Annotated in this window: 12 protein-coding genes; 4 read left to right on the forward strand and 8 right to left on the reverse strand. The window is 45.5% G+C overall.

The window, feature by feature from the left end; genetic code table 11:
• Window positions 1-4: 4 nt before the first annotated feature.
• Entirely contained in the window at window positions 5-1,168 is a 1,164-nt protein-coding gene (gene metB / locus SO_RS18840) for a cystathionine gamma-synthase (protein WP_164925915.1), read from the reverse strand.
• 221 nt (window positions 1,169-1,389) lie between these two features.
• Between metB and metJ the strand changes: the two genes are divergently transcribed.
• Together metJ and SO_RS18850 are read left to right on the forward strand one after the other, a co-directional pair.
• On the forward strand, window positions 1,390-1,704 hold the full coding sequence (gene metJ, locus SO_RS18845) for a met regulon transcriptional regulator MetJ (protein ID WP_011073770.1): 315 nt from the start codon (window positions 1,390-1,392) through the stop codon (window positions 1,702-1,704).
• A 96-nt stretch (window positions 1,705-1,800) separates the two neighbouring features.
• The gene (locus SO_RS18850) at window positions 1,801-2,544 is read left to right on the forward strand and encodes a sulfite exporter TauE/SafE family protein (protein WP_011073771.1); all 744 of its coding nucleotides are present in this window, start codon (window positions 1,801-1,803) and stop codon (window positions 2,542-2,544) included.
• A 151-nt stretch (window positions 2,545-2,695) separates the two neighbouring features.
• On the opposite strand, the gene nrfD is transcribed toward SO_RS18850, so the two are convergent.
• The 4 genes from nrfD to SO_RS18870 all read right to left on the reverse strand — a co-directional run bounded on the left by nrfD (window position 2,696) and on the right by SO_RS18870 (window position 7,856).
• The gene (nrfD, locus tag SO_RS18855; RefSeq protein ID WP_011073772.1) at window positions 2,696-3,640 is read right to left on the reverse strand and encodes an NrfD/PsrC family molybdoenzyme membrane anchor subunit; all 945 of its coding nucleotides are present in this window, start codon (window positions 3,638-3,640) and stop codon (window positions 2,696-2,698) included.
• 2 nt (window positions 3,641-3,642) lie between these two features.
• Window positions 3,643-4,209 (reverse strand): 4Fe-4S dicluster domain-containing protein, encoded by a 567-nt coding sequence (locus SO_RS18860; RefSeq protein WP_011073773.1) that lies wholly within the window; start codon window positions 4,207-4,209, stop codon window positions 3,643-3,645.
• A gap of 12 nt (window positions 4,210-4,221) precedes the next feature.
• Complete coding sequence (gene phsA, locus SO_RS18865) at window positions 4,222-6,504, reverse strand: thiosulfate reductase PhsA (protein WP_011073774.1); 2,283 nt, start codon at window positions 6,502-6,504, stop codon at window positions 4,222-4,224.
• A gap of 644 nt (window positions 6,505-7,148) precedes the next feature.
• Window positions 7,149-7,856, reverse strand: a complete 708-nt coding sequence (locus SO_RS18870; RefSeq protein ID WP_238560508.1) for a pentapeptide repeat-containing protein — start codon at window positions 7,854-7,856, stop codon at window positions 7,149-7,151.
• A 600-nt stretch (window positions 7,857-8,456) separates the two neighbouring features.
• Here SO_RS18870 and SO_RS18875 point away from each other — a divergent pair.
• Window positions 8,457-9,560 (forward strand): phosphoribosylaminoimidazolesuccinocarboxamide synthase, encoded by a 1,104-nt coding sequence (locus SO_RS18875; protein WP_011073777.1) that lies wholly within the window; start codon window positions 8,457-8,459, stop codon window positions 9,558-9,560.
• A 335-nt stretch (window positions 9,561-9,895) separates the two neighbouring features.
• On the opposite strand, the gene SO_RS18880 is transcribed toward SO_RS18875, so the two are convergent.
• Window positions 9,896-10,042 carry a hypothetical protein gene (locus SO_RS18880; RefSeq protein ID WP_164925779.1) on the reverse strand — a complete coding sequence of 49 codons (147 nt, stop codon included), beginning with the start codon at window positions 10,040-10,042 and terminating at the stop codon, window positions 9,896-9,898.
• 165 nt (window positions 10,043-10,207) lie between these two features.
• Here SO_RS18880 and SO_RS18885 point away from each other — a divergent pair, with 165 nt between their 5' ends.
• A complete protein-coding gene (locus SO_RS18885; protein ID WP_011073778.1) occupies window positions 10,208-12,316 on the forward strand; it encodes a hypothetical protein in 2,109 nt (702 codons plus the stop codon).
• Window positions 12,317-12,800: 484 nt separating this feature from the next.
• On the opposite strand, the gene SO_RS18890 is transcribed toward SO_RS18885, so the two are convergent.
• Together SO_RS18890 and SO_RS18895 are read right to left on the reverse strand one after the other, a co-directional pair.
• Window positions 12,801-13,586, reverse strand: a complete 786-nt coding sequence (locus SO_RS18890; RefSeq protein ID WP_011073779.1) for a class I SAM-dependent DNA methyltransferase — start codon at window positions 13,584-13,586, stop codon at window positions 12,801-12,803.
• Between the two features lie 264 nt (window positions 13,587-13,850).
• A complete protein-coding gene (locus tag SO_RS18895; RefSeq protein WP_011073780.1) occupies window positions 13,851-14,564 on the reverse strand; it encodes an oxidative stress defense protein in 714 nt (237 codons plus the stop codon).
• Window positions 14,565-14,733: the final 169 nt, after the last annotated feature.

A 14,733-nucleotide genomic window follows, 5' to 3' on the forward strand; every position in this document is an offset into this window, starting at 1 on the left:
TCCTCTACTGACAAGCCGCTACGGCGGCCAATCCTGCTTGAATATCTGCAACTAAGTCGTCGGCATCTTCAATACCAACCGACAAACGTAATAGGGTGTCTTTAATGCCAGCTTCAAAACGCGCCTGCGGCTCCATCGCCCTGTGGGTCATGGTCGCAGGCACGGCCACTAAACTCTCAACGCCACCTAAACTCTCGGCAACGCTAAATAAACTTAACGCATCTAAAAAGGCGACCACTTCAGCCTCACCGCCCTTAAGCTCAAAACTCAGCATAGCGCCAAAGCCTTTTTGTTGCTTGGCGGCAATGGCATGGCCAGGATGATCCGCAAGACCTGGGTAATACACTTTACTGACCACAGGGCTGTTACTCAGTAACTCCACAATACGCTGAGCATTGCGTTGGTGCTCGCGAATGCGCACGGCCAAAGTACGCAGGCCACGCAGGGTTTGATAACTATCAAACGCGCTACCGGTTAAGCCTAAGGTATTTGACCACCAATGTAAGGTCTCACCAATTTGGGGGTCTTTGGCGATCACCGCGCCGCCCACCACATCGCTATGGCCATTAATGTATTTCGTGGTGGAGTGGATAACGATATCGGCGCCGAGCAATAGCGGTTGCTGCAAAATCGGCGACAGGAAAGTGTTGTCCACTACCACTAACGCGCCCACACCATGGCTCGCCTTCGCGATAGCCTCAATATCGACGACTCGCAGCAAAGGGTTAGAGGGGGTTTCAATCCACACCATTTTAGGCTGCTGGGCGATGGCTTGCGCAAGCGCTTGGTTGTCGGTTTGATCCACCACCAGCAATTTAAATTGGCCTTTTTTCGCCAAGTTAGTGAATAAACGGTAAGAGCCACCGTAACAATCATGGGGCACCACCAGTAAATCATCGGGGCCCAGTAAAGTGGTCACTAAGGTAATGGCTGCCATACCAGTACAAGTCACCACACCCGTTGCGCCCTTTTCCAACTTGGCTAAGGCATCGCCTAAAATACTGCGAGTCGGATTGCCGGAGCGACTGTAGTCAAATTCGCGCGGATTTTTATGACCATCGAAAGCGTAATTCGTCGACAGGTAAATTGGCGGCACCACGGCGCCATATTGAGTATCGCTTTCGATACCCTGACGCACTGCCAATGTGGCTAATTGACGCTCAGTCACTAATTTTCCTTCGGTCATCGGAATTCCTAAGTTCGCAAAGAGATGTCTGGACGTCTAAATGTACCTAAGCCCAGTGGTATCGTCAATAGGCGTTAAGACGTTTAGACGTCTAAACATAAAGAAATCTGTTTGCAATCGCTCAGAAATAGTAGCAATAATTTGACTGTAGTCTGTAAGGGTTTAAAATCTGCCCCGAATTTAGCGTTATAACAGGTGAGTCAATGACTGAATGGAATGGGGAATACATCAGCCCCTATGCTGAACATGGCAAGAAGAATGAACAAGTAAAGAAAATTACTGTGTCTATTCCGCTCAAAGTGCTAAAAGTCCTCACGGATGAACGTACGCGTCGTCAGGTCAACAACCTGCGCCATGCGACCAATAGCGAACTGTTGTGCGAAGCATTTTTGCATGCCTACACCGGCCAGCCTCTGCCTGATGATGCCGATCTGTCGAAAGAGTGCCCAGACAGCATCCCCGCCGAAGCGAAGCGGTTGATGGACGAAATGGGGATCGAGTGGGAAGACATGGAATAACGCTTAAGCGTCCATAACCCTGCCGTAACTAATTATTAGGGATCGTTAATGCCATCCGGCAAAGTAACGATCCCTATTTTGTTTTGATGGAATCCTATGTTCTCCTTGATCGATCCACAAACGCTTGCCATCGCGTCTGTGATTGTGTTTTTAGGTGCCCTCACCCAGAGCCTGATTGGGTTTGGCTTAGCCGTGGTCGCCAGTCCGCTGCTGTATATCGTCGATCCCCAATTAGTACCCGCCCCCGTGATTGTGATGGGATTTTCCATCGCGCTACTCACCCTATTGCGTGAACGCGGCCATTTAGAATTCAATGGCTTGCAATACGCGCTCCTAGGTCGGGTGCCCGGTGGCTTTATCGGTGCCAGCTTATTACTGTTTGCGCCGCAGCCAGTTCTCGGTCTGGCGATTGCCGCGATTGTGACGGTTGCCGTGGTGCTCAGTTTGTACAAATTTAGCTTACCAGTGAACAAAACCACGCTCTTTGGGGCTGGCGTTATCTCGGGGATCTTTGGCAATATTGCCGCCATTGGTGGCCCACCGATGGCGATTTTATTGGCGGGTAAGGATGCTTCGCAGTTTCGCGCGGCGCTATCGGCCTTCTTTATCTTTAGTTCAGCCATTGCCTTGACGATTCTTGGCATAACGGGCCTACTTGAAATCAAGCACTTCTGGCTGTCGTTAATGCTATTGCCCTCGGTATTGTTAGGCTATCTCGTGGCGGGTAAACTGGTGGGCAGTGTTGATAAACATAAAACTAAAATGGCGACCTTAGCCCTCTGCGCTATCAGCGCCTTAGTGCTCACGGTCAAATCTGTGATTGAGTTATTACCGCAATAATCCCCTGCAAATAGCTGCCATAAAAAAGCACCGTTTAACGGTGCTTTTTGTTGGTGTGGATGCAAGTTTTCATCCATTCGAGCATCACTTAATCGCATTTAAGTGATGCTTATTGCTCTAGCATCAATACGTTAGTTCTAGCATCAATACGTTAGTTTAAGTAGCTTTGGCCCGCATACACAATAAAGTGTCTCAGCGCGAGCACGCCGGTTAAGCTGGCACAGGCCACCATAATCATTGCGCCCTTAGTATGGCGAGTCGCGGCGGGAAGCAGCATAAACAGCAATGGCACACCAAAGCCAATCCCCACGACACCAATCCAGAATACGCTTGCCCACACGCCAGAGGTGAGTGATGCTAGCGCCGCAGCCGCCGCACCGCCCTTAAAGTACAAGGCGCAGAACAACATAAACAGGAACATGATTTCGATTGCCATCACTGGTAGCTCTAAGCCATGCATTTTGGCTAACGTCTTGTCGTGACTATCGGTTTTGAACATCACCAGTGCCAGCACCGCATTGGCCGCCGCACCCGCTGATAAACCAGATACCAAGAACAGTGCTGGCAATACCGCAGTGTTTAGCATCGGATAGGCATTCATGGCCGAGATTAAGAAGCCAGTGTAAGCGCCCACACCAATGGCGAGGACAAACAACAGCACTTCAATCAGCTTTCTAAAGGGCATAAGCAGCTTAGCGATAGGCACTAAGAAACCTAAGCCCCACTTTGGCAAATCGTCACGCAGTACTAAAATCGCGTAGGCAAATGCCAAGGGTGAGTAAGCCAGCAGCGCTAATACCCCAATCGCCATCACTGACTGGAAGTTGTAGTTAATTAAAATCAACCAGAAGTGGAAAGGCTTAGTTAAATCAAACACTAAACAAGCCAAGCCTAAGCTGATGGCCACAGGGCCAATAATTGCCGCGGCCTTGAGGATATTGCTCTCAACTTGCGTTTGTTCTTGATTGAACCAACGCAAACCGATACCAATCAGCAAACTTCCGGCGGATAAACCCGCCATAAACAGATACACGGCGATGACCCAGTGCCAAGTGACGGGATCATATTGCGCCATATCGCCCCAAGTATTGTTCATAATCAAATCCCCCCTCTTTTGGTAGGAACGCGATATACCCTAGGTTTAGTGCCTAAATGGGTCTTATCTTGGTAAGTGATCTTAGTGTTGAGCAGTGTGGCCACTTCACTTTGTGGATCGTTAGCATCGCCAAACACCAAGGCATCGGTTGGACACACAGTCACACAGGCTGGCTCTTCACCACGGGCTAAGCGGGTGTCCTTACAGAAGTTACACTTGTCAGCCACTTTGGTTTCGGGATTCATAAAACGCACTTTGTAGGGGCACGCCGCCACGCAGTACATACAACCCACACACTTGTCGCCGTGGATGGAGACAATGCCATCTTCGCCCACATAGGCCGCGCCCGTTGGACACACCTTCACACAAGGCGCATCTTCACACTGCTGACAAGACACCCTGTGGTACTTAAAGTGCAGATTGGGCATTTCGCCATAGGGCCCTTCGACTCTCACCTGCAAACGGGTAACCCCTTCTGGAACGCCGTTTTCACTGCGGCAAGCCACGTTACAGGCTTGGCAGCCGATGCACTTGTTCTCATCGTGCACCATCACATATCTTTTCGTCATTTGAGCCTCCAATTAGCGTTTTGCCAGCGTGACGCCAGTGGTGTGTACCGTCATGCCACACACAGGTGCGGTAACGTGGGGCAGTAAGTTTCCGCAGTGGATACCTTTGCCTGTCGCTCTAACCAACTCTTTGTTTTTAGAGCCAAAGCCCATATAGGCAAACACGGTATCGGGGCGAATGCCCGGGGTGACTAACGCATGACCTTCCTCTGTACCTACACTGCTGGTTAAGCGGATAGGGTCGCCATTACTGATCCCTAACTTGCCTGCGGTGACGGGATGCACCCATACGGCGTTATCCGACATCAAATTCGCCAGCATGGGCACATTGTGGGTCGCGCCATTGGTATGCACCGCAACCTTACCTTGGATAAAGTAGAGTTCATTTGGCTTTTTAAGCTGCACTTCGCGGAATTTAATGACACCGCGTCCTGGCGCCATGGCTTCAACCTTGGCGGAGGTCAATTCAATCTTGCCGCTTGGGGTTTTAAAGCTGAGTAAGCTGCCGTAGGTACCGTCTTCATCCGCAGGTTTGGCATTGGCATAGGCCTTGGTAAATTCGGCCACCATTTTAGGTTCGCACAACATAATCGGCTTACCGAAGCTGACAAAACCTTCGTCTTTGATCCGGCGCAGCAGCTCTGTGTCGCGGTTTACCTGCAACAGTTGCAGGGTCTCCATGTTTTCCCATGGATAGAATTCACTAAGCCCCAGTTTGTGGCCAATATCTTTAAAGATTTGCCATGAAGGACGAGTATCGCTTAAGGTTTCGACTACCCGTTGGCGCACATAGTAGGCAGGGTTTTTACCTGACTTGTCAGCGATTTCCTCATCGCGTTCAAGGTAGGTAGACTCAGGTAAAATCACGTCGGCATAGGCCGCAGTTTCACTAATATACACATCGCACACGGCAACAAAGTCGAGCTTTTTCAAGGCTTCAACCACACGCGCTCTGTCGGTCATGGTTTGCATTGGGTTGGTACGGGACATCACCCAGCCATGTAACTGATAAGGCACCGCGCTTAAGGTCGCATCGAGGACGGTTTGATAAATTCCACCCGCTGACCACATCATGGCGTACTGCTCTTCCACTTGGTCGATACGTTTTGCCGCAGGCTTTGGCATATCTTTTACGCCGGGCTTACCCAGCACGGGGGCCACATCTTCACCGGCGAGCTTGTTATAGTCGCCAGGCTTTTGACCAAGGTAGATACCACCCTTACGCTCGATGTTACCAATCAAGATGTTGGCGGCGTACAAGGCGCGGCGCATTTCAAACTCTTCGGTGGTAAAGGTGGCTCTGTGACCAAAATCCACTACAGCATGGGGTGCTTTAGCCGCATATTCGCGGACAATACGGCGAATATCTTTAGCGGGCACATCGGAAATGGTTTCGGCCCACTCAGGGGTATAGGCTTTGACTTCAGCCGCAAAGGCATCAAAGCCTTCTACATAACGCTCAACAAAGGCCTTGTCGTAAAGATTTTCTTCAATCAATACATGGCATAAGGCTAAAGCGACGGCGACGTCGGTGCCGGGACGGATCGCATACCATTCATCGGCTTTATCGGCGACGATAGAGAATCTTGGCTCAAACACCACCAGCTTAGCGCCTTTATCCATTTGCGCCGCCATCATGCCACGGGTTTCGGACATGTTGATGCCTTCGTACAGGTTATGGCCGAAGTTAATGATGTATTTTGAGTTACTTAAATCGCGTTTCACCTTAGTGCCAAACATAGCCTTGGCGGCAATTTCATAACCACCAGGGCAAGTAGACGCATGGGTAAAGGTATTTGGGCTGCCAAACGCAGTGGCGAGATGGAATAAGTGTTTTTCTTGCGAGCCAGATTTAGAGGAAAACGCCACCGCCTCTGGGCCGTGTGCTTGCTTAATTTTAGTGAGATTATCGGCAATCAGTTGATAAGCTTCATCCCAACTGATTTCAGCCCACTTACCCTCACCACGCTCGCCAACCCGTTTTAGGGGTTTCACAATCCGCTGTGGATCGTACAGCAAACTATGGCCAGCACCGCCACGGGCACAGACTTTACCGCCAAAGGATTTAGCTGCCTTGTTACCGCTAATAAAGACGTTTTTGCCTTCAATCACCCGCGCTGAAATCGGGCAGCGGGTTGAACACATCTCACAGATACTGGCAATTTCTTTGCCCATGCCCTTTAGCTGCTTGCTCTCTAATGCCGCTAAGCTGCCCGGCAACAAGCTGGCTAATGCACACGTTGCACCGCTGGCCCCTGCGCCCTTTAAAAAGGTTCGCCTATTAAGCTCAATCATGGTTACCTCCATCACACTCATCCACCCTATGCACCGCATGGCACACGCAAACTTAGGCTTTGGGTCACCACTGCGGTGAAACACTAAATTTGCTCACAGGTTTTTAGTTATTAATGCCAATGCCTTAAGAAACGCTGGCATTTTGCTGTTCCAGAGTGATTGTTATTCCTAAAGGGGTAGGCGGCTATTGTGGTAAACCACATAGGCAAGTTGAGTGTGATCTGCGGCAACTAAAAGTTAAAATTGTTCTAAAAAATCGTGAATACGATCAACAGAGCGGTTTGGCGGATTTAAGCAACCGCTTGAGGTATTTTTATAATATGAATCACGCTAAAAAGTTATCAAAAAACCTAAAAGCACTCGCAAAACTAAGAAGTTAGCGAGGTGGCTGTCGATAGGATAATTTGAATCAGCACTGATTTGAAAGGAGGTTAATACTCGCCTCATCAACACTTAATACCAATCGTATTAAATATCTGTTCATTCAGCGGGAGTTAAACGCGCTTTAGACAAGGCGAAGGCTTGAAGGCATAGTGGTGCTCTGTCGAAAGCCTTAAACGCAGTATAAAGCGCGAACAGGTGTTGATATGAGGTAGGGCATGTTGACGCTTCAGGGTTATTTAATCTCGAAACGTCAACACGCCCTAATCTACCAAGGTAATATCTAAGCCATTTAACAACCGAATCGCTTCATCGCGACTAAACTTAGCGCCTTTAATTTTATTGTTAAAAATATCAATATCGTAATCGGTTGCCTCGGAGAAATCCGCCTCCAACAACTCGGTACGACCAAATAAGCTGTGGCGAAAATCGCTAAACGTAAAGTTAGCCCGATTAAAACTCCCCTCGCGAAAATCCACATCATGAACTTTGCAGGCTTCGAGCACCATTTCATCGAGCTTAATCCCCATAAACGAGCTGTCGTTCAAAATGCACGCCTTAAAAGTAAAAGGAGCCGCAAAGGCTACGCGTGGCCATGAGGCGCGGGTCCAATCAACGCCCACGAGTTTACATTCTTCAAAACTTACGCCGTTAAAATGGCTTAATGACACCTTGACCAGACTTAAATTACAGCCCACAAATCGGCAATCGATAAACTTACATTGGCGAAATGTGCTATCGCTAAACTGACAATCATGGAACTCACATTCTTCAAATTCGAGATCTTGCCAATGAGCCTGCGTTTCATCTAAGCCAATAAATTGCTGCGCAAAAAAATGCCGTCCCCGCAACGATACCCGTTGCACTATGGTGGTTTGCGCGGTGATGTTAGCACTGGTGTTAGCGTCGGTCGTCATAGGTCCTCGATTTCTTCCATAAACCTTGCGCAAAGGCGTTTGAGTTAACGGCATGCTTAAACTCAAAGGATATTCAATAAACCTAGAAACTGGCAACCCACTCTTGTAATGGGTGTAATGGGAGCTGTCACCACCGCTCCCCATGTTGTTGCCAACTCGCAGTGCTCCACATGCGATTTGGCTTGACTCTTAAGGAGATGAAACCGCTAACCACACGGATTGCGAAATAATGTGAACCTACACCGCATCAGAACAGAAATCACCAACATAGAAATAAATAGCCATGGTAAATTTCGTCAAAAAAGGTAGAATGTCGCCACTTTTTCGCGGCTGTCTAACAAGGTTCTCTGGGATTAATGGTTAGCCTTTTCGAGCAAAATGGCACGGGGTTCCCCCGCTTGAGCAGACCAGTATTACTCTGGCGCCAACCTTGCTCTGCGTTTCATTTTTACCCCGAATCTCGTCCTCCTTTATTGTCCCCAACGCCCGAAAATCCACTATTCGCTTTACGCTTAACCTTCACCAAAGCTTTACGCAAACTTAGCAATAAGCTATTGGTTAATAATAAAAAGGTGGCTAAGCATCTCACGTTTAAGCACACCGCAATACATAAAACACTCGTCCCTACACTCTCTATCCAAAGGAATACTCGTCATGAGTCTTGCTGATTCCGTATTAGCCGTGAACAACGATTTACCCATCCGCACCGACAAATCAGTCCATAGCGGCAAGGTACGTAGCGTTTACTGGCTAACCGACGCCGACAGCCGCCGTTTAATCAAGACCAAGGGCTACAATGTGCCCGAAGATACGCCGCTTGCCATTATGGTGATTAGCGATCGCATCTCCGCCTTCGACTGCATCTTCCACGGTGAAGGCGGATTAAAAGGCATTCCAGGTAAAGGCGCGGCATTAAATGCCATTTCTAATCATTGGTTTAAGCTATTTGCCGAAAACGGTTTAGCCGATAGCCATATTTTAGATATTCCGCATCCCTTCGTTTGGATAGTCCAAAAAGCCCGCCCGATTAAAGTTGAAGCCATTTGCCGCCAATACATTACTGGCTCCATGTGGCGCGCCTACTCCAAGGGCGAGCGCGTATTCTGTGGTATCACCCTGCCAGAAGGCTTAGAGAAAGATCAAAAACTGCCTGAGTTACTGATCACCCCTTCAACCAAAGGCATTTTAACTGGTATTCCCGGTGTGCCCGCGCAGGATGATGTGAACATCAGTCGCAGCGATATCGAAGCCAACTACCAAGCCTTTGGTTTTGAAAAGGTAGAAGATATCGACCTGTACGAGAAGCTGTTAAAAGATGGCTTTAAGGTGATCTCAAAGGCTTTGGCCGACCTTGACCAAGTGTTTGTGGATACCAAGTTCGAGTTTGGTTATGTGACCGACCAAGATGGCAACTCAAAACTGATCTATATGGATGAAGTGGGCACCCCAGATTCATCCCGTATTTGGGACGGCGCCGCCTACCGCGATGGCAAGATCCTTGAAAACTCTAAGGAAGGTTTCCGCCAATTCCTGCTGAACCACTTCCCCGATCCGGATATTCTGCTTAACAAAGACAGAATGCCAGAGCGCGAAGCCCTTGCCCGCGATAATGCCCTACCACTTGAGGCGATGATGCAAGTGTCACGCACTTACACTGGCATCGCCGAGAAGGTGACCGGCGCGGCAATTCCGCTGCCAGCCAATCCTAAGGCAGATATTATTAAGATCCTACGGGAAGAGTATGATCTGATTGTTTAATCAGATTTCGATGAGGTAGGGAGTTTTTCCTTAACCTCTAAATGCAGAAAAGGCGCTTAGGCGCCTTTTTTGTTTTTCAAACTTGGATTTGAATTTATTTGTATGAATCAATTTAACTCAATTCTGAAATGTTAATCTTAGAAAAATCAAAGCCAAAGTCAAAGTCGTGGGGCTTCACCCCACACCCGACCAAGGAGGACTGCTCGTCCTATCCTCCTTGGATGCTCCAAGACGCCCCTAGCGAAGTTACATGCATTAGAGACTAGCCTTGGTCTTATGGATAAATTGCTATCGCTTCCGAAGGATGCGTCCCTGCACCTGCGAAAGCTAGCCAGTCATCCATGACCGGACTCACGCAATTTATTCCAACGCCCCGCGGCAACTTCGCAGGGGAAGGTGTACTTCTGAGGCTTTGGTGTTGCTTGCGAGTAATGCAAAGCAAACAGAGTGATACCAAACATCACTTTTAGAAAATTTAACAATGGGTGGCTCGTTAAATTCTTAGTTGAATACTCAATAAAATGACGTTATGTTGCTGTTTTAGCATAGATTGTCAGATTTAATTTAGGGACAGTGACATGACCTGAACCAAATTATTCATGGTTCCGAGTTTTAATGTCGTTTCCTCAAATAATATGGAAAAAAGTATGAATAAAAGAGATGAAATACACTTACTATCTTCACTAGCTGTCTTTAGCCAAACCTATAAGAATAATACCGATATTATCGACGTAATCGCAGCATTTATTGAAGCAACTATAATTAAGAGAGCTTTAAAATCATTTACATGCCCTGAATTAACTGCACATGTTAATAGTGAATTCTCATTCACCTTTCCAGAAGGTGTGATATCAACATCACTCAAAAGAATTAGCCATTTAGAAAGAGCCACCAAACCAAAAACGCATTACATTTATACTCCTGATGAAAAACAGCAAGAATCAAACTCCAAGATGTTGTTAGAAATATCGAATGCAGAGGCAAAAAACAAAGCTCTGCTTGTTGATTTAGAAGGATATATCTCTTCAAAAATAAAGAGAGAACTTTCAGAAAGTGAAGTTGATGATTTAATTCACTCATTCACATCTTTCATTCAAGACACTGCAAATGGAAGGAAATTCTCCGAACACATTAGCGCATTCATAATAGAGAACTCAGAAAAAAAGGATTTTATCGAGCACGTACAAGAGATAAAAGATGGTTCGATAATAGAGTCGGAAATAAGATTTAATAACAACATATCTGAAACTGGATCTTGGAAAAATGAAATAACAATACTACTAGGTACGGAGATTATTTTCCACTTGGCGGGATATAACGGACTGGTGTTCAAAAAAATAACTGACGAATTCCTAAGCTATATATCAGAAATAAATAGCGGAAGAAAAGAAAAAATAAAACTAAGATATTTCAATGAAACTCTTGATGGAATAAACTCATATTTTTCAAAAGCAGATGACATTGTTGCAGGAAAAGATAAAGCATTACCTCATGTTTCGGCTATGGTACATTTAACTAATGGGTGTGAAAGCAGATTCGATTTATTGAAAAAAAAGAAAGAACTAATTAGGCTACTTGAAGTAAAGGGTATTAAGCCATTAGAGGATGAATCTTTCTTTTCAGAAGAAAATCATAAATACAACATAATAAACTCTTCTATAATAAATGAAATTCAATCAGACCCGCGCAATGAACTTATGGAAAACCATATTAATGAGCTAAATTACATAAACATACTTCGTAAAGGAGATAGCAGTCGATTTGATAGAATTACACATATTTTAGTAACAGAAAATTATAAAACACTTAATATTGCATGGAGTTCTTCACTAAAAGAAAAAGGTGAGGTACCGTTGGCGACTAATCTTAACTTCATGATTAGTAAATTCTGGTTTAAACTAAATAGAGGATTTGGACAGCAGGGAAGTATCACATCTTTTGATGTAATAACAAAAGCGAAGATTGTATTATCTTCCAAAGTAAATGAATCCGTCAGCAAACGATACACCGAATTCCAGAAAAACTATTCTAACGGAACTCTAGATAAGGAGACGGCAACAGCAATACTCGCTGAATGCCGCAGCGACACAAGAAAACCAGAAGAAATAAAAGCTGTTGAAACTGAACAAATGCTGTCACTCATTGAAGACTCCAGCATTGACGCTTACTTGAGAAACAAAAATCATTTGGAGCAAATCAATTCTTTACGCGAGTCAGAAAATGCCAAGCTGATGAAAAAACTTGTTCATGAAAGAGAAAGAAACGACATAAATATAAAAACTTTAATTGAGTCAAAATTAACTACCAAAACTCTTTACCAAGAAAAAAAACAGAGTACAACTCAACAACTTGAAACTTTTGAAAGCAAAAGAACAGACATAAACAAAACATACTATCGTTCAAAAAAAACATTAAAAATACTCACTATGACTTTAATTATAACAGTAATACCATCTATATATTACTTATTATCTGAAGATATAGAGAAAATAACAAATCTTATAAAAATATCAGGAGCCACTACGTTATCAACATTTATAATTTGGTATTTTGGAGACATGATAAAAATAGAAAACTTGAGAAACACTATATCTAAGTTTGATAATATACACTTAAATAAAAAGTTTGAAAAAAAAGGGCTGACAGATGAGATTATTAAACAGCTCAATGATGAAATTTCAAAACTTGACAATGATATATCCAACATTGACCAAGATATAAAAATTCTTGAACTTGAACTTGAAGAGCAGAACTGAGATAAAGATAGGACAGGCATAAATCTTTGGGATTAACAGCAAACACCGAGATCACAGAAGTTCACCTTCCCCTGCGAAGTTGCTGAAGGGCGTTGAAGAAAATAGCGTGACGCAGACAGGATGTCTGCGTAGCTTTCGGGGGGAAGGGACGCCCCATCGGAAGCGTTAGCGATTTTCGAATAAGCACGAAGCCACTAATCAATGCATTTAACTTTGCTAGGGACGCCGGGGGATTTCCAAAAGGGGAACAGGCGTTTTTCCCCTTTTGGTCGGGTGTGGGGTGAAGCCCCACGACTTTGATTCACCTCGGCCATGAGGCCGCAATGACGATACATCTACATAAACAAGTGTGAGATGAAGCCCCACGACTTTGATTTGGACTTTGATTTAGCCTGCTAACACGACTAATGAAACTGAAGCACTTTCATGTTCTAGCACGAACGTAAGGACTAACATCCCAAGTTGTCACACCTTCAACCCAAGGTTAAATCTTCACACAGACAAACAGCGCATTACCTGAGCTTAAATCCCATGGGACGATTTTTTCATAATCATGCTCAAAGATATGCACTTCAAAATATGGCGCGAGTAACGCTTGTAGCTCAGCAAAACTGGTGGCGACCATAGTATGTTGGTCTTGCCATAACTCAGTCTGATGCAGAGACGTATCGGCTTCAAAATCAGTCAGTTGAGTAAACGGCTGCTGACGCTTTGCAATGCTTAGATTTAATGACTGTTTTTCGCCTTGGCCATTGTAATGCCAGCCAGATTCAAAGGCAAAATGGTACCCTTCAAACTCGGCAAAATGCTTAATCGATAAGCGGTTATCGATGCAGTGCTTATCAACCGAGTTGAAACAAAATATCCCACCGTCATTAAGGGCACGGTGCACACTCGCGATGCAACTTTTTAGGCGCTCTATGCCGGCACTGTAATGGATGGAATATAAAAAACAGGTAATTAAATCAACTGGCTGCTCAAGATAAAACGCGGTCATATCTTGCAGATTAAACTGGGCCTCAGGGCAACGACGCATGGCCATATCGAGCATCGGCTGATTAATATCCAGGCCACTGCACTGATAACCAAGGTCGATAAAATGTCGTACATGCGGGCCTGTGCCACAGGCTAAATCAAGGTGTTGTTTGCCATTATTCCCTAAGAACTGATGCAATCGATGGATGCTGGCACTCTGTTGTTGATAGTTAATATCGGAGCACATTAAATCGTAATAACCGGATAGATCGGTATAAAGCGCGTTAGAAGACATAGCAGCAAAGAGAAGGCATGGGCAATTAAGGGTGGCGCATGATATATCAGTTAGCCCATAACCGATACTCGCAATTCCACAACTAGGTGCGAGAACAAGTCGCTTGAATCAATTTTATTATACAAAACAGCACACTAGGGTGCTGAGTAACAATCCAACACCTCAAAGGTGGTTAAACCTCAGTACGTCATCGACAATCAACACAAATCAGCCAAGATGGATGAGCTAAGTAAGCCTCATCCATCTTATCGGTTTATGATTGATTTATTTCAATTTATAGACCACTTCAACTCGGTCTTCGATAGTCACTTGACCATATTGATAACTTTCAGCCGCGGCCATTGCATAATCGGCTTTGGCATTCATACGCAGCATAACTGGTTGTACTGGACGTTGATCGTAATAGCGAATTTGCCAAATCTTACCTAAGTTTTCCCCAAATCCCTTGGCTAAGGACTCGGCTTTTTGCTTAGCATCGACAATGGCCTCTTGGCGCGCCTTGGCTACATATTCAGCCTCTTTGCTTGATTTAAGGGCGATGTTATTCACTCGATTCATGCCCTCTTCGATGGCCGAATCAACAATCGTATTTAAGCGGCTTAACTCTGTTACCGTTACTGTGATTTGACGACTGGCGATGTACCCCGTCAGCTCTGGCGCTTTATCCTGGGCATAAATATATTGGGGTTGCAGATTTAAGTTAGCACTTTGAATATGTTCTTTACTCACCCCTGCGGCGGCGAGGCGGGCGATAAATTTCGCGACAGCCGCATCCGAGTTATCTTTAGCGGCCTTAGCGTCTTTCTCGGTAACCGCCACTTCCACATTAAGTTCGGCCATATCGGGCTCGACTTGAATTTGGCTCACGCCCATGGTTTCGATATGGGGAAAATCCACCTCGGCCGCAAGTGTGGTGGCAGTAAATGCACCAGAGAAAAGACCACCTGCAACTAATACAGCTAAAAGAGAATGCTTCATTATTAACTCCAACTAAATCATTTAAGGCGAGACTGCCGTGATGCTAACGCGATGGCTATCGGCTAACAGGCCAATTTAGCGTCTGAGCGTTATACCAACGAGTCATACAAACTATCCCTATAAACGAGGGCAAACATAAAAAGGGTTAATTTTTTAAAAAATTTTTTCA

Source organism: Shewanella oneidensis MR-1 (genome assembly GCF_000146165.2).
Classification (GTDB): Bacteria; Pseudomonadota; Gammaproteobacteria; order Enterobacterales; family Shewanellaceae; genus Shewanella; species Shewanella oneidensis.

What these genes read in the sequence shown, in the direction of transcription:
- metJ (WP_011073770.1), top strand. Translation starts at nt 1,390, where the DNA reads ATGACTGAATGGAATGGGGAATACATCAGCCCCTATGCTGAACATGGC.
- SO_RS18850 (WP_011073771.1), top strand. Translation starts at nt 1,801, where the DNA reads ATGTTCTCCTTGATCGATCCACAAACGCTTGCCATCGCGTCTGTGATT.
- nrfD (WP_011073772.1), bottom strand. Translation starts at nt 3,640, where the DNA reads ATGAACAATACTTGGGGCGATATGGCGCAATATGATCCCGTCACTTGG.
- SO_RS18860 (WP_011073773.1), bottom strand. Translation starts at nt 4,209, where the DNA reads ATGACGAAAAGATATGTGATGGTGCACGATGAGAACAAGTGCATCGGC.
- phsA (WP_011073774.1), bottom strand. Translation starts at nt 6,504, where the DNA reads ATGATTGAGCTTAATAGGCGAACCTTTTTAAAGGGCGCAGGGGCCAGC.
- SO_RS18870 (WP_238560508.1), bottom strand. Translation starts at nt 7,856, where the DNA reads ATGCCGTTAACTCAAACGCCTTTGCGCAAGGTTTATGGAAGAAATCGA.
- SO_RS18875 (WP_011073777.1), top strand. Translation starts at nt 8,457, where the DNA reads ATGAGTCTTGCTGATTCCGTATTAGCCGTGAACAACGATTTACCCATC.
- SO_RS18885 (WP_011073778.1), top strand. Translation starts at nt 10,208, where the DNA reads ATGAATAAAAGAGATGAAATACACTTACTATCTTCACTAGCTGTCTTT.
- SO_RS18890 (WP_011073779.1), bottom strand. Translation starts at nt 13,586, where the DNA reads ATGTCTTCTAACGCGCTTTATACCGATCTATCCGGTTATTACGATTTA.
- SO_RS18895 (WP_011073780.1), bottom strand. Translation starts at nt 14,564, where the DNA reads ATGAAGCATTCTCTTTTAGCTGTATTAGTTGCAGGTGGTCTTTTCTCT.